At 45.8% G+C, this 15,233-nt stretch carries 9 protein-coding genes, 11 tRNA genes and 3 rRNA genes; 21 read left to right on the forward strand and 2 right to left on the reverse strand.

Translation table 11 applies throughout. The annotated features are described in order from the left end of the window. Window positions 1-278: 278 nt before the first annotated feature. A complete protein-coding gene (locus QNN06_RS01290) occupies window positions 279-2,453 on the forward strand; it encodes a Tex family protein (protein ID WP_284036785.1) in 2,175 nt (724 codons plus the stop codon). A 17-nt stretch (window positions 2,454-2,470) separates the two neighbouring features. Here the strand turns inward: QNN06_RS01290 and cmpA are convergent, their stop codons facing one another. Then, window positions 2,471-2,581, reverse strand: a complete 111-nt coding sequence (gene cmpA, locus QNN06_RS01295) for a cortex morphogenetic protein CmpA (RefSeq protein ID WP_213120929.1) — start codon at window positions 2,579-2,581, stop codon at window positions 2,471-2,473. A 94-nt stretch (window positions 2,582-2,675) separates the two neighbouring features. Here cmpA and QNN06_RS01300 point away from each other — a divergent pair, with 94 nt between their 5' ends. From QNN06_RS01300 to tsaD, 19 genes are all read left to right on the forward strand, one after another. After that, the gene (locus tag QNN06_RS01300; RefSeq protein ID WP_284036786.1) at window positions 2,676-3,152 is read left to right on the forward strand and encodes a SprT family protein; all 477 of its coding nucleotides are present in this window, start codon (window positions 2,676-2,678) and stop codon (window positions 3,150-3,152) included. 119 nt (window positions 3,153-3,271) lie between these two features. Then, window positions 3,272-3,346, forward strand: a tRNA-Asn gene (locus QNN06_RS01305). 4 nt (window positions 3,347-3,350) lie between these two features. After that, a tRNA-Ser gene (locus QNN06_RS01310) sits at window positions 3,351-3,441 on the forward strand. 12 nt (window positions 3,442-3,453) lie between these two features. Further along, window positions 3,454-3,525 (forward strand) — tRNA-Glu (locus QNN06_RS01315). Window positions 3,526-3,588: 63 nt separating this feature from the next. Beyond that, a tRNA-Gln gene (locus tag QNN06_RS01320) sits at window positions 3,589-3,663 on the forward strand. A gap of 7 nt (window positions 3,664-3,670) precedes the next feature. Continuing rightward, window positions 3,671-3,755 (forward strand) — tRNA-Leu (locus QNN06_RS01325). Window positions 3,756-3,818: 63 nt separating this feature from the next. Next, window positions 3,819-3,904: transfer RNA gene (locus QNN06_RS01330), tRNA-Leu, on the forward strand. A gap of 58 nt (window positions 3,905-3,962) precedes the next feature. Beyond that, window positions 3,963-4,036 (forward strand) — tRNA-Arg (locus QNN06_RS01335). A 22-nt stretch (window positions 4,037-4,058) separates the two neighbouring features. Next, window positions 4,059-4,135: transfer RNA gene (locus tag QNN06_RS01340), tRNA-Pro, on the forward strand. A gap of 14 nt (window positions 4,136-4,149) precedes the next feature. Next, window positions 4,150-4,223 (forward strand) — tRNA-Gly (locus QNN06_RS01345). Between the two features lie 113 nt (window positions 4,224-4,336). After that, window positions 4,337-5,886 (forward strand): 16S ribosomal RNA (locus QNN06_RS01350). 204 nt (window positions 5,887-6,090) lie between these two features. Then, window positions 6,091-9,025: ribosomal RNA gene (locus QNN06_RS01355) — 23S ribosomal RNA — on the forward strand. Window positions 9,026-9,109: 84 nt separating this feature from the next. Further along, window positions 9,110-9,226 (forward strand): 5S ribosomal RNA (gene rrf / locus QNN06_RS01360). The 16S, 23S and 5S rRNA genes sit together here with 11 tRNA genes alongside, the layout of an rRNA operon. A gap of 29 nt (window positions 9,227-9,255) precedes the next feature. After that, window positions 9,256-9,329 (forward strand) — tRNA-Met (locus QNN06_RS01365). 3 nt (window positions 9,330-9,332) lie between these two features. Then, window positions 9,333-9,409 (forward strand) — tRNA-Asp (locus QNN06_RS01370). A 163-nt stretch (window positions 9,410-9,572) separates the two neighbouring features. Beyond that, window positions 9,573-10,028 carry a tRNA (adenosine(37)-N6)-threonylcarbamoyltransferase complex ATPase subunit type 1 TsaE gene (gene tsaE, locus QNN06_RS01375; RefSeq protein WP_284036787.1) on the forward strand — a complete coding sequence of 152 codons (456 nt, stop codon included), beginning with the start codon at window positions 9,573-9,575 and terminating at the stop codon, window positions 10,026-10,028. Then, a complete protein-coding gene (tsaB, locus tag QNN06_RS01380; RefSeq protein WP_284036788.1) occupies window positions 10,025-10,726 on the forward strand; it encodes a tRNA (adenosine(37)-N6)-threonylcarbamoyltransferase complex dimerization subunit type 1 TsaB in 702 nt (233 codons plus the stop codon). Before tsaE ends, tsaB begins: the two co-directional genes overlap by 4 nt. An 18-nt stretch (window positions 10,727-10,744) precedes the next feature. After that, window positions 10,745-11,194, forward strand: a complete 450-nt coding sequence (rimI, locus tag QNN06_RS01385) for a ribosomal protein S18-alanine N-acetyltransferase (RefSeq protein WP_213121195.1) — start codon at window positions 10,745-10,747, stop codon at window positions 11,192-11,194. Further along, a complete protein-coding gene (tsaD, locus tag QNN06_RS01390) occupies window positions 11,191-12,216 on the forward strand; it encodes a tRNA (adenosine(37)-N6)-threonylcarbamoyltransferase complex transferase subunit TsaD (protein WP_284036789.1) in 1,026 nt (341 codons plus the stop codon). The genes rimI and tsaD overlap by 4 nt, the downstream gene beginning before the upstream one ends. A gap of 435 nt (window positions 12,217-12,651) precedes the next feature. Here the strand turns inward: tsaD and QNN06_RS01395 are convergent, their stop codons facing one another. Continuing rightward, complete coding sequence (locus tag QNN06_RS01395; RefSeq protein WP_284036790.1) at window positions 12,652-14,571, reverse strand: ABC-F family ATP-binding cassette domain-containing protein; 1,920 nt, start codon at window positions 14,569-14,571, stop codon at window positions 12,652-12,654. A 162-nt stretch (window positions 14,572-14,733) separates the two neighbouring features. On the opposite strand from QNN06_RS01395, the gene moaC reads away from it, so the two are divergent. Further along, the gene (gene moaC, locus QNN06_RS01400) at window positions 14,734-15,222 is read left to right on the forward strand and encodes a cyclic pyranopterin monophosphate synthase MoaC (protein ID WP_284036791.1); all 489 of its coding nucleotides are present in this window, start codon (window positions 14,734-14,736) and stop codon (window positions 15,220-15,222) included. Window positions 15,223-15,233: the final 11 nt, after the last annotated feature.

A 15,233-nucleotide genomic window follows, 5' to 3' on the forward strand; every position in this document is an offset into this window, starting at 1 on the left:
GTTGTGACAAGGAGTGAAATGTCCTTGATAAGTGTTATGAAGGACAAAACGGGTTGGGACAAGGAGCGAAATGTCCTTGATAAGCGTGATGAAGGACAAAACGAGGGCTGAACGGGATAAAAGTGTCCTTCATAGACGCGATGAAGGACAAGGCAGGGGTTGAACGGGATGAAAATGTCCTTCATGAGTGAGAGGAAGGGCTTGCTAATATACCATTTAATGAAACCCCTGCGCTAATTTGATACAATAAGTGTTAAAAGGAAATTGGAGGTAAAGTTGTGACCGAAACAATAGTAAAAGACGAACAGTTACTGGGAAAAATTTCCGCTGAACTAGTAATCAGCTTTAAGCAAGTAAAAAATGTCATTTCCTTACTGAATGAAGGAAATACCGTCCCATTTATCGCTCGCTATCGGAAAGAAATGACCGGTGCCCTGGATGAGGTGCAAATCCGGAACATACTAGAACGCTGGCAATACATACAAAACCTCGAACAAAGAAAAGAAGAAGTTCTCCGGATCATTGCGGAACAAGGAAAGCTGACCGAAGAGCTTCAGCAAAGCATCGTAAAAGCTGAAAAGCTCCAAGAGGTAGAAGATTTATATCGTCCCTATAAACAAAAAAGACGAACCAAGGCTACTATAGCTAAGGAAAAAGGCCTTGAACCGCTGGCTGAATGGCTGCTGACATTCCCGAAAGAAAGTATTGAAGAAAAGGCAAAAGAATTTTTATCGGAAGAAAAAGAGGTTCTTACAATAGAAGATGCGCTAGCCGGTGCAAAGGATATCATTGCGGAAATGGTGTCAGACGATGCGGAAGGCCGTAAGTGGATTCGTCGGGAAACTTTCAAATCCGGTGTGGTTGTCTCTGTTGTAAAGGAAGCGGAAAAGGACGAGAAAAACGTTTACGAAATGTACTATGAATACGAGGAACCGGTAAATAAAATCGTTCCGCACCGTATCCTTGCCTTAAACCGCGGTGAAAAAGAAGACATTCTAAGAGTGTCTATCAAAATTAACCCAGATATCATCATTTCATATTTGTCTAAAAAGTGGGTTAAAAAGGAATACTCGCCAACAGCCCCATTTGTATTGGAAGCAATCGAAGACGGCTATAAAAGATTAATCCAGCCGTCTATTGAGAGAGAAATCCGCAGTGAGTTGACTGTAAAAGCAGAGGAACAGGCCATTCATATATTCTCAGAGAATTTGAGAAACCTTCTCCTCCAGCCGCCGTTAAAGGGGAAAATCGTCTTAGGTGTCGACCCAGCCTATCGGACAGGCTGTAAGCTGGCGGTTGTGGATGAAACCGGGAAAGTCTTAAAGATTGATGTCATTTACCCGCACCCACCGAAAGCGAAGCCCGAGGAAGCAAAAGACAAGTTTATCAAAATATTGCGGGACTATAAGGTTGAGATGGTTGCTGTCGGAAATGGGACTGCCTCTAGAGAGACAGAGCAATTCGTAGCTGATATTTTAAAAGAAGTTAAGGGAGAAATCTTTTATCTAATTGTGAATGAAGCCGGGGCAAGTGTGTATTCTGCTTCCGATCTTGCAAGAGAGGAATTCCCTAACTTCCAAGTAGAAGAACGGAGTGCCGTGTCAATTGCCCGCCGTCTACAGGACCCGCTTGCGGAATTGGTTAAAATAGATCCTAAATCAGTAGGCGTCGGCCAATACCAGCATGATGTTTCGCAGAAACTTTTGTCCGAATCACTCCATTTCGTCGTGGAAACGGCAGTTAACCAGGTCGGCGTGAATGTGAATACTGCCTCATCTTCCTTGCTGCAGTATGTTGCCGGCCTTAATAAAACAGCAGCCAATAATATTGTGAAAATGCGCGATGAGGAAGGGAAATTCACCAGCCGCTCGCAATTAAAGAAGGTTCCTCGCCTTGGCGCAAAAACCTATGAACAAGCGGTGGGCTTCCTGCGGGTATTAGATGGAAAACAGCCGCTGGACCGGACAGGAATTCACCCGGAAAATTACAAAGAGGTAGAAAAACTACTTAAAAACCTCGGCTTTACAACTGCTCACCTAGGGTCTGAAGAGTTGAAATCTGCCTTGAACGGCCTTGATTTGAAGTCTGTTTCTGAAGAGTTATCCATTGGTGAGTTAACATTGAAGGATATTGTTGACGCACTTGTAAGACCGGAACGTGATCCGCGTGACGACCTGCCCCGTCCGCTTTTGAAAAAAGATGTCTTAAAACTGGAAGACCTAAAATCCGGAATGGAGCTCCAAGGTACAGTAAGAAATGTTGTTGATTTTGGAGCCTTTGTAGATATTGGTGTTAAACAGGACGGGCTTGTTCATATCTCAAAACTAAGTACTCGATTCGTCAAACATCCGCTCGATATTGTTTCAGTAGGGGATGTAGTAACCGTCTGGGTAGATTCAGTTGATATGAAAAAAGGCCGGGTAGCCTTAACCATGCTTCCGCCAGCAAAATAAATGAAAACACTGCTTGCTTAGCAGTGTTTTTTTCTGTAAAAAAACCAGCATTGATTTAACAGCTTAATTTGGTATCGATTTTTTTCATAGAATGCTCTTTTCATTTGGTTTTGAAACCAAGTAGGCATAAATTAAACCTCCCGAAAAGTTTCTCCACAAGGGTATATACAATATATGCTATAATAGGTTGTCACGTTCGCAAAGAAAGTGAGGGAACCTTAAATGAAGGATTCGGAGCTTCAATTGATGGTGGAAAAAATCTCAATGGAGTACTTTGGGAGGTCATTCAAACATAAGGCATCCTTTAATTCTCGGCTCAGATCAACTGGCGGCAGATATCTTTTGGGTACACATAATATCGAAATTAATAAAAAGTATTTGGAGCAGCTTGGCGAACAAGAATTAATTGGGATCATCAAACACGAACTAGTTCACTATCATCTTCATCTTGAAGGCAAGGGATACAAGCATCGTGATTTAGATTTTAAAACACTCTTAAAAAAGGTGGGAGCTCCAAGGTTTTGCAATCAGCTTCCGGATGCCCCAAAAAGAAAACGTAAAGCTAAAAAAATACTTTTATATAAATGCACAAAGTGTAGCCTTCCATATCAGCGCAGAAGAAGCATTGATACAAGTCGCTATGTTTGTGGAAGTTGCAAAGGGAAATTAGAAAAGGTCAAAGAATATCTTTTGGAATGAAAGTTTGAAAAACCATTTATTTCTATGAAAATTCGTATTGACTTTAATTAGAGACGTCATTATAATTTAAAGAGTCGATAGGGCAACGTCTTATTGGACAGCTTCATATTTGCTATTATTCCGCAGTAGCTCAGTGGTAGAGCTATCGGCTGTTAACCGATCGGTCGCAGGTTCGAATCCTGCCTGCGGAGCCATATTGGGGAAGTACTCAAGTGGCTGAAGAGGCGCCCCTGCTAAGGGTGTAGGTCGCGCAAGCGGCGCGAGGGTTCAAATCCCTCCTTCTCCGCCAGGTTAAAATATCGGCCCCTTGGTCAAGCGGTTAAGACACCGCCCTTTCACGGCGGTAACACGGGTTCGAATCCCGTAGGGGTCATCAGGAATGGGGAATGAAACGAATTCATTTCCTGTTTCTTTCTCTCTTGAAAAATAAATATATTGGGCTATAGCCAAGCGGTAAGGCAACGGACTTTGACTCCGTCATTCGTAGGTTCGAATCCTGCTAGCCCAGCCATTTTTATGCGGGTGTGGCGGAATTGGCAGACGCACCAGACTTAGGATCTGGCGCCGCAAGGCGTGGGGGTTCGACTCCCTTCACCCGCACCAATAATTTCCTGTTGAAAAACTCCAGGAAACATGTTATGATTTTCTTTGTCACTAATTTAAAATGCGGTCGTGGCGGAATGGCAGACGCGCTAGGTTGAGGGCCTAGTGGTGGCAACACCGTGGAGGTTCAAGTCCTCTCGGCCGCACCAAAAAATATATTGACATAATAAATCGAATGTGATAAGATATAAAAGTTGATTAAAAAGAGCGCCCGTAGCTCAATTGGATAGAGCGTCTGACTACGGATCAGAAGGTTATGGGTTCGACTCCTGTCGGGCGCGTTCTAAAGTTTAATTCCAATATCGGGAAATAGCTCAGCTTGGTAGAGCACTTGGTTTGGGACCAAGGGGTCGCAGGTTCGAATCCTGTTTTCCCGACCATCATAATTTTATATGCGGGTGTAGTTTAGTGGTAAAACCACAGCCTTCCAAGCTGTTGTTGTGGGTTCGATTCCCATCACCCGCTCCACTTTAGAATAATAGTTCTTTGAAAACTAAACAAACAAAAACGTCAACAAACAATAATATTCGTTTCATTTGAAACGAAGCCAACGTAACATTTTTGAGCTAATCAACTCAACTTTATTGGAGAGTTTGATCCTGGCTCAGGACGAACGCTGGCGGCGTGCCTAATACATGCAAGTCGAGCGAATCACTGGGAGCTTGCTCCTGGTGATTAGCGGCGGACGGGTGAGTAACACGTGGGCAACCTGCCTGTAAGACTGGGATAACTTCGGGAAACCGGAGCTAATACCGGATAATTTCTTCCCTCACATGAGGGAAGGTTGAAAGTCGGTTTCGGCTGACACTTACAGATGGGCCCGCGGCGCATTAGCTAGTTGGTGAGGTAACGGCTCACCAAGGCGACGATGCGTAGCCGACCTGAGAGGGTGATCGGCCACACTGGGACTGAGACACGGCCCAGACTCCTACGGGAGGCAGCAGTAGGGAATCTTCCACAATGGACGAAAGTCTGATGGAGCAACGCCGCGTGAGCGATGAAGGCCTTCGGGTCGTAAAGCTCTGTTGTCAGGGAAGAACAAGTATCGGAGTAACTGCCGGTACCTTGACGGTACCTGACCAGAAAGCCACGGCTAACTACGTGCCAGCAGCCGCGGTAATACGTAGGTGGCAAGCGTTGTCCGGAATTATTGGGCGTAAAGCGCGCGCAGGCGGTCCTTTAAGTCTGATGTGAAAGCCCACGGCTCAACCGTGGAGGGTCATTGGAAACTGGGGGACTTGAGTGCAGAAGAGGAAAGCGGAATTCCACGTGTAGCGGTGAAATGCGTAGAGATGTGGAGGAACACCAGTGGCGAAGGCGGCTTTCTGGTCTGTAACTGACGCTGAGGCGCGAAAGCGTGGGGAGCAAACAGGATTAGATACCCTGGTAGTCCACGCCGTAAACGATGAGTGCTAAGTGTTAGAGGGTTTCCGCCCTTTAGTGCTGCAGCTAACGCATTAAGCACTCCGCCTGGGGAGTACGGCCGCAAGGCTGAAACTCAAAGGAATTGACGGGGGCCCGCACAAGCGGTGGAGCATGTGGTTTAATTCGAAGCAACGCGAAGAACCTTACCAGGTCTTGACATCCTCTGACACTCCTAGAGATAGGAATTTCCCCTTCGGGGGACAGAGTGACAGGTGGTGCATGGTTGTCGTCAGCTCGTGTCGTGAGATGTTGGGTTAAGTCCCGCAACGAGCGCAACCCTTGATCTTAGTTGCCAGCATTCAGTTGGGCACTCTAAGGTGACTGCCGGTGACAAACCGGAGGAAGGTGGGGATGACGTCAAATCATCATGCCCCTTATGACCTGGGCTACACACGTGCTACAATGGATGGTACAAAGGGCAGCGAAGCCGCGAGGTGGAGCCAATCCCATAAAACCATTCTCAGTTCGGATTGCAGGCTGCAACTCGCCTGCATGAAGCCGGAATCGCTAGTAATCGCGGATCAGCATGCCGCGGTGAATACGTTCCCGGGCCTTGTACACACCGCCCGTCACACCACGAGAGTTTGTAACACCCGAAGTCGGTGGGGTAACCGTAAGGAGCCAGCCGCCTAAGGTGGGACAGATGATTGGGGTGAAGTCGTAACAAGGTAGCCGTATCGGAAGGTGCGGCTGGATCACCTCCTTTCTAAGGATATAAGCTGGACATATGAGCCAGACAATACATGTTTGTTTGATTGTTTCTTGTTTGTTTAGTTTTGAGAGAACAATCTCTCAGAACTTTCGTTCTTTGAAAACTAGATAATCGTATAGAAGAAGTAACCAAGTAAGAACCGAGTAATCGCCATTTTAGTTTTTCTCTCTTATTTTTAAGAGTAAGTAAAACCTTTTAGGTTAAGTTAGAAAGGGCGCACGGTGAATGCCTTGGCACTAGGAGCCGATGAAGGACGGGACTAACACCGATATGCTTCGGGGAGCTGTAAGTAAGCGCCGATCCGGAGATTTCCGAATGGGGAAACCCACTGTTCGTAATGGAACAGTATCTTTACCTGAATACATAGGGTATTGAAGGCAGACCCGGGGAACTGAAACATCTAAGTACCCGGAGGAAGAGAAAGCAAACGCGATTCCCTGAGTAGCGGCGAGCGAAACGGGAACAGCCCAAACCGAAAGGCTTGCCTTTCGGGGTTGTAGGACACTCAACATGGAGTTACAAAGGAACGGGGTAGATGAAGCGGTCTGGAAAGGCCAGCCATAGAAGGTAAAAGCCCTGTAGTTGAAACTTCGTTCCCTCCTGAGTGGATCCTGAGTACGGCCGGACACGTGAAATCCGGTCGGAAGCAGGGAGGACCATCTCCCAAGGCTAAATACTCCCTAGTGACCGATAGTGAACCAGTACCGTGAGGGAAAGGTGAAAAGCACCCCGGAAGGGGAGTGAAAGAGATCCTGAAACCGTGTGCCTACAAGTAGTCAGAGCCCGTTCATGGGTGATGGCGTGCCTTTTGTAGAATGAACCGGCGAGTTACGATTGCATGCGAGGTTAAGTTGAAGAGACGGAGCCGCAGCGAAAGCGAGTCTGAATAGGGCGAAATAGTATGTAGTCGTAGACCCGAAACCAGGTGATCTACCCATGTCCAGGGTGAAGTCCAGGTAACACTGGATGGAGGCCCGAACCCACGCACGTTGAAAAGTGCGGGGATGAGGTGTGGGTAGCGGAGAAATTCCAATCGAACTTGGAGATAGCTGGTTCTCTCCGAAATAGCTTTAGGGCTAGCCTCACGTAGTTAGAGTCTTGGAGGTAGAGCACTGTTTGGACTAGGGGCCCTCATCGGGTTACCGAATTCAGACAAACTCCGAATGCCAATGACTTATCCGTGGGAGTCAGACTGCGAGTGATAAGATCCGTAGTCAAAAGGGAAACAGCCCAGACCACCAGCTAAGGTCCCAAAGTATACGTTAAGTGGAAAAGGATGTGGAGTTGCTTAGACAACCAGGATGTTGGCTTAGAAGCAGCCACCATTTAAAGAGTGCGTAATAGCTCACTGGTCGAGTGACTCTGCGCCGAAAATGTACCGGGGCTAAACGTATCACCGAAGCTGTGGGTGGACACCTTATGGTGTCCGCGGTAGGAGAGCGTTCTAAGGGCGTTGAAGCTAGACCGTAAGGACTGGTGGAGCGCTTAGAAGTGAGAATGCCGGTATGAGTAGCGAAAGATGAGTGAGAATCTCATCCACCGTATGCCTAAGGTTTCCTGAGGAAGGCTCGTCCGCTCAGGGTTAGTCGGGACCTAAGCCGAGGCCGAAAGGCGTAGGCGATGGACAACAGGTTGATATTCCTGTACCACCTCTTTATCGTTTGAGTGATGGGGGGACGCAGGAGGATAGGGTAAGCGCACTGCTGGATATGTGCGTGTAAGCAGTTAGGCTGGCAAGTAGGAAAATCCGCTTGCCATAAGGCTGAGCTGTGATGCCGAGGGAATTATAGTACCGAAGTTCCTGATTCCACACTGCCAAGAAAAGCCTCTAGCGAGATAAAAGGTGCCCGTACCGCAAACCGACACAGGTAGGCGAGGAGAGAATCCTAAGGTGAGCGAGAGAACTCTCGTTAAGGAACTCGGCAAAATGACCCCGTAACTTCGGGAGAAGGGGTGCTTTTTGGGGTGAATAGCCCCGAAGAGCCGCAGTGAATAGGCCCAGGCGACTGTTTAGCAAAAACACAGGTCTCTGCAAAGCCGCAAGGCGAAGTATAGGGGCTGACGCCTGCCCGGTGCTGGAAGGTTAAGAGGAGGGGTTAGCGCAAGCGAAGCTCTGAATCGAAGCCCCAGTAAACGGCGGCCGTAACTATAACGGTCCTAAGGTAGCGAAATTCCTTGTCGGGTAAGTTCCGACCCGCACGAAAGGCGTAACGATCTGGGCACTGTCTCAACGAGAGACTCGGTGAAATTATAGTACCTGTGAAGATGCAGGTTACCCGCGACAGGACGGAAAGACCCCATGGAGCTTTACTGTAGCCTGATATTGAATTTTGGTACAGCTTGTACAGGATAGGTAGGAGCCTGAGAAGCCGGAGCGCCAGCTTCGGTGGAGGCGTCGGTGGGATACTACCCTGGCTGTATTGAAATTCTAACCCGCACCCCTTATCGGGGTGGGAGACAGTGTCAGGTGGGCAGTTTGACTGGGGCGGTCGCCTCCTAAAATGTAACGGAGGCGCCCAAAGGTTCCCTCAGAATGGTTGGAAATCATTCGCAGAGTGTAAAGGCACAAGGGAGCTTGACTGCGAGACCTACAAGTCGAGCAGGGACGAAAGTCGGGCTTAGTGATCCGGTGGTTCCGCATGGAAGGGCCATCGCTCAACGGATAAAAGCTACCCTGGGGATAACAGGCTTATCTCCCCCAAGAGTCCACATCGACGGGGAGGTTTGGCACCTCGATGTCGGCTCATCGCATCCTGGGGCTGTAGTCGGTCCCAAGGGTTGGGCTGTTCGCCCATTAAAGCGGTACGCGAGCTGGGTTCAGAACGTCGTGAGACAGTTCGGTCCCTATCCGTCGTGGGCGCAGGAAATTTGAGAGGAGCTGTCCTTAGTACGAGAGGACCGGGATGGACGCACCGCTGGTGTACCAGTTGTCTTGCCAAAGGCATCGCTGGGTAGCTATGTGCGGACGGGATAAGTGCTGAAAGCATCTAAGCATGAAGCCCCCCTCGAGATGAGATTTCCCATAGCGTCAAGCTAGTAAGATCCCTGAAAGATGATCAGGTTGATAGGTCAGAGGTGGAAGCGCGGTGACGTGTGGAGCTGACTGATACTAATTGATCGAGGACTTAACCAAGTCATATTAAGTAAGGCGAACTCGTTTTTACTATACTTCTTCTGCATTATCTAGTTTTGAGGGAATGAAAACCTCTAAAAATAGTCTGGTAGTAATGGCGAGAAGGTCACACCCGTTCCCATCCCGAACACGGAAGTTAAGCTTCTCAGCGCCAATGGTAGTTGGGACGCAAGTCCCTGTGAGAGTAGGACGCTGCCAGGCTGTGTTAATTTAACACATTATATTGTTATCGCGGGGTGGAGCAGTCCGGTAGCTCGTCGGGCTCATAACCCGAAGGTCGCAGGTTCAAATCCTGCCCCCGCAATTTGGTCTGGTAGTTCAGTTGGTTAGAATGCCTGCCTGTCACGCAGGAGGTCGCGGGTTCGAGTCCCGTCCAGACCGCCATTTATACGTAAAAATTAGCACGAAACAACGTTTCGGCTTTTTTTATGCCAATTTTTATTTTATACATATATAAATACATCCTTAGGAGCCTTCCTAAGGTTTTTTTTGCACGTAATTAAGGTAAAATGAAGATATAGATATGGTAAGGTTAAAAGGTGATGCTATGAACCAATTTGAATGGAAGACAGCTAATGCGGAGGAAACTGGACATTTTGCCACAAGATTGGCTAAGCTTTTGCAGCCGGGAGATGTGATTGCACTTGAGGGCGATTTGGGTGCAGGAAAAACCACCTTTACCCAAGGCTTAGCAAAAGGTTTAGATATAAAAAAAACTGTTAACAGTCCAACTTTTACGATTATTAAAGAATATAAAGGCAAGCTGCCATTATATCATATGGATGTCTATCGGGTAGCAGATTCCATGGAAGACCTGGGATTTGATGAATATTTTGAAGGCGATGGGGTTTCAGTGGTTGAGTGGGCACATTTAATTGAAGACCAGCTGCCAGGGGAACTGCTGACTATTTATTTATATCGCGAGCGGGAAGACCATAGAAGATTTGTATTGGTACCAAAAGGTGAGCGGTATGAGCAATTATGTAAGGAGATTTTGGCATGACCATTTTAGCAATTGATACTTCTAATTATGCTTTAGGAGTCGCGCTTTTAGAAGAGAAGGAAGTACTTGGCGAGTATATAACAAATTTGAAAAAGAACCATTCTGTCCGGATTATGCCTGCCATTCAGACGTTAATGAAGGATTGTGAAAGGGTGCCGTCCAATTTAACGAAAATTGTAGTAGCTAAAGGCCCAGGATCTTATACCGGTGTTAGAATCGGCGTTACGATAGCAAAAACGCTGGCATGGACTTTAAACATTCCACTTGTTGGAATATCAAGCCTTGAAATTCTGGCAGCAGGGCCAGGTCGATATTTTGACGGGCTTATTTCCCCGATATTCGATGCGAGACGGGGACAGGTTTATACAAGTCTGTATCAAGTCGAGAATGGAGAGCTAAAAGTAATTGAGCCGGACCAACTAACAATGGCGGTTGACTGGGCAGGGAAGTTATCCGAATTGGACAAACCGGTTCTATTTGTCGGCAATGATTTGTCTATTCACCGTGAAAGAATAACAGAGAAACTAGGTTCTCAGGCCGTTTTTTCAAGCATAACAGAAAACAATCCCCGTCCATCCGAGCTGGCCATGCTGGGAAAAGACAAACAAGGGGAAGACGTACACACCTTTGTCCCTAATTACATTCGGTTAGCAGAAGCGGAAGCAAAGTGGTTAGAGGCGCAAGGGAAAACTTTATAAAGATAAGGATAGAGAAAGATGGAAGATTCTTATGTTTTTCGTTACATGAGGGAAGAGGATATCGATCAAGTATTAGAGGTTGAGCATGCATCATTTACAACCCCGTGGAGCAGGGAAGCATTTTATAATGAGATGCACAATAATAACTTTGCTGTTTATATCGTCCTCGAACATGAAAATAAAATTATTGGCTATTGTGGAGTCTGGGTTGTAATTGATGAAGGTCATGTGACGAATGTCGCGATTCTTCCTGAGTACCGCGGCAAAAAGCTTGGAGAGATGATGATGCGAAAGCTGATATCCGTCTGCCAGGAGAGGGGTGCAAGAAGCATGACATTAGAGGTAAGGGTAACGAATCATATCGCTCAGTCTCTTTATCGCAAACTAGGGTTTCAAAATGGCGGAATTCGGAAAAATTATTACTCAGATAATTTGGAGGATGCGCTGGTAATGTGGGTGAATTTATGAAAAATGATCAGTTGATATTAGGAATTGAAACAAGCTGTGATGAAACGGCGGTGGCAATTATCAAAAATGGCCGAGAGATAACGGCCAATGTGGTTGCCTCGCAGATCGAAAGTCATAAACGGTTTGGCGGGGTCGTTCCGGAAATTGCCTCACGCCACCATGTTGAACAGATTACGATCGTGATAGAAGAGGCATTGAAGCAGGCGAATCTAACATTTACTGAAATTGATGCCGTTGCGGTAACGGAAGGGCCGGGTCTGGTGGGTGCCCTATTAATTGGCGTCAATGCCGCCAAAGCACTTGCGTTTGCTCATAATAAACCGCTTGTGCCGGTCCATCATATTGCCGGTCATATTTATGCAAACAGGCTGGTAACAGAGCTGAAATTCCCTTTGTTGGCTTTAGTGGTCTCAGGGGGCCATACGGAGCTTGTCTACATGAAAGATCATGGACATTTTGAGGTAATTGGCGAAACAAGGGATGACGCAGCGGGTGAAGCCTATGATAAGGTAGCTAGAACATTGAATCTGCCATATCCAGGCGGTCCGCATATTGACCGTTTGGCCCATGAAGGCCGTCCTACTATTGATTTGCCCCGTGCCTGGCTGGAGGAAGGCTCCTATGATTTTAGCTTTAGCGGCTTAAAATCAGCGGTCATTAATACGGTTCATAATGCCGAGCAGCGTGGTGAGACGATTGCCCCGGAGAATCTGGCCGCGAGCTTTCAGGAAAGTGTCATTGATGTATTGGTGACGAAGACCGTAAGAGCCGTTGCAGAATATGGCGTCAACCAAATATTATTGGCAGGAGGAGTAGCAGCCAATAAGGGGCTTCGAGCAGCCCTGGAAAAGGCATTTTCAGATAAGGCGGATGTTGAATTAGTCATTCCTCCATTATCCTTATGCACAGACAACGCAGCCATGATAGCAGCTGCCGGAAGTGTCATGTTTGAAAAAGGAATTCGAGCAGACTTATCACTAAACGCGATACCTGGATTGGATATAGAAACATATAACACCTGACCTTTCCTAATAAGGAAGGGTTTTTTTAATAAAAGAATCTAATCAAACGTTTAATTGATTTGGTTGATGAACTAATCAAACGTTTAATTGATATTGGCAATAAACTAATCAAACGTTAGATTGAAAACGGCAAATCCTTGAAATAGGCATTTTAAGATTTAAACAAACATTTGATTGAATTTGGGCTAATATAAAAATAGCAATTTTGTGGATAAAAAATTTTTGAAAAAGTGGAAAATTCAAATGAATTGTGGATAATTCAGTGATTAATGTTGATAATGTGGATAAATAGGCGTTTTTTTGTGGATAATGTGGAAAAGTTAATTGGATAACTGAAATAATGGCATTTACAATGTGAATAATTCTGTGGAAAATTAGGCCTTTTGGATTACAAGCATAACAAATAACCGGACTCCAACAGTCCGGTTATCCACATTATTCTGCCAGCTCGGCCCATTCTTCCATTAATTCGTCAAGTTCGGCCTTAGCCTTTTCACTTTTTAAATTAATCTCTAAAACCTTTTCATGGTCCTGAAAAACTTCTGGCTCGCATAATTGCTGTTCATAATTCTGAATCTGTTCTTCAAGCTCCGAAATGCGTTCCTCGATTTCTTCCAATTTACGTTTTCGCTGGCGTTCCAGTTTTTTCGTTTCTTTATCCTGTTGATAACTGTTTTTTTCAGCAGGCACAAAAGCAGAAACCTTCTTCTCGGAGGCTGCCAATGCAAGTGCCGTAAGTTCCTCCTGCTCTAGCTTTTTATCCACATAATAATCGTAGTCGCCGAGGTATTCTGTGCTGCCCTCAGGGCTCAATTCTAGTACCTTGGTTGCGATTCTGTTAATAAAATAACGGTCGTGTGAAACAAACAAAATAGTACCTGGATAATCAATTAGAGCATTCTCAAGAACTTCCTTGCTGTCCAAATCCAAATGGTTGGTAGGTTCGTCCAATATTAATAAATTTGCTTTCTCGAGCATTAGCTTGGCAAGGGCTAGGCGGGCTTTTTCACCGCCGCTTAATGACAAAACGTTTTTAAGCACATCGTCACCGGAAAATAAGAAATTTCCAAGCACCGTACGGATTTCCTTTTCTGGTTTCAGTGGATATACATCCCATAGTTCGTTTAAGACGCGTTTATTGGAGGTAAGGTTGGCTTGTTCCTGATCGTAATACCCGATGGACAAATTGGTTCCGTATTGAATAGTTCCAGCCAAAGCGGGAAGCTTTTTAATAATTGTTTTTAAAAGGGTCGACTTCCCGATTCCGTTAGGGCCGACAAGGGCAATACTGTCGCCTTTATAGACACGAAAGGAAATATCCTCGGAAACCATCTCGCCATCATAGCCGACAGCAAGTGAATCAACAGTCAGTACATCATTGCCGCTTTGGCGCTCAATTTCAAATGAGAAGGAAGCGGATTTTTCATCCCCTGATGGCCGGTCCATGATTTCCATTTTTTCAAGTTTCTTCCGCCGGCTTTGCGCCCTCTTAGTAGTAGTGGCCCGTGCGATGTTGCGCTGGATGAAATCCTTTAAGGCGGCAATTTCCTCCTGCTGCTTTTCATAAAGCTTCATGTCGCGTTCATAATTGGCAGCTTTCTGCTCAAGATAAGAGCTATAATTACCGGTAAATCGCTGAATCAGACGGCGTGATAGTTCATACACCTCTGTAACCACTTTATCCAAAAAATAGCGGTCATGCGAAACAATTAAAATCGCGCCATCGTAGCCCTGCAGATATTGCTCCAGCCAGGAAAGGGTTTCGATATCCAAATGGTTGGTTGGCTCGTCCAAAATTAAAATATCAGGTCTTGTCAGCAGCAGTTTGCCTAGCGCAAGCCGTGTCTTTTGTCCGCCGCTTAGACTTGAAATCATTAATGTAGTATCAGAAAAATTTAACCCATGCAATACAGAGCGGATATCGGCTTCATATTGATAGCCGCCTTGCTCTTTAAACTTTATTTGCAATTCATCATATTCCTTTAATACCCGTTCGTATTTTCCTGGGTCCCCGAAAACAGCAGGATCGGCCATTTGCTCCTCCAGCTTCCGTAGCGTTTTTTCCATCGCCTGCAGGTTCTCAAAAACCGTCAGCATTTCCTCCCAAATGGACAAATTGGACTCCAAACCCGTATTTTGTGCCAAATAACCAACGGTAACATCCTTTGGTTTGATGATTTCGCCGCCGTCATAGCCCATTTCGCCGGCGATGATTTTCAATAACGTTGATTTCCCCGCTCCATTGCGTCCGACAAGGGCAACACGGTCACGGGTTTGTAATTCCAGTTTTATATTCGATAAAATAAGTTCAGCACCATAATATTTTTGTAGTTGGTTAACCTGTAATAAAATCATTTTTTTCACCTCTATTACCTTATGACTAGTGTACCGTATTACCCGAATGTCGGCAATGAAGTGAAATTTTTAATGGAATTATAAAAAAATATACCGATAGTTCAAAGTTTCACACACATGGACATAAAAATATTGTATTATTTTTTGTAGGAGGATTTTTTTATGGCTGAATTTACTCATTTTAATGAAGAAGGCCGGGCCAAGATGGTCGATGTCAGCGATAAGCCGGAAACGGCACGCACGGCACTTGCCCAGTCTAGCATAACAGTAAGCACTGAAATTTATGAAAAAATCACAAACTACGAAATGAAAAAGGGCGATGTCTTAGCAGTGGCCCAGGTTGCTGCGGTAATGGCGGCGAAAAAAACATGGGATATCATTCCAATGTGCCACCCGATCCCATTAACAGGTATCAATATTAGTTTTTCGTGGGAACAGGCCGGGCAGGAACAATATATACTGCATATTGCTGCATTAGTGAAAACCAAAGGCAGTACCGGAGTTGAGATGGAAGCGCTAACAGCCGCCTCTGTTTGTGCCCTGACCGTCTATGATATGTGTAAGGCAGTTGATAAAGGGATGGTGATCGGACCAACCTTTCTGTTAGAAAAAACCGGCGGCAAAAACGGTGATTTTAGAAGGAATATCTAATATATCCATTA

The organism is Neobacillus sp. 114 (genome assembly GCF_030127045.1).
Lineage (GTDB): Bacteria > Bacillota > Bacilli > Bacillales > Cytobacillaceae > Neobacillus > Neobacillus rhizophilus.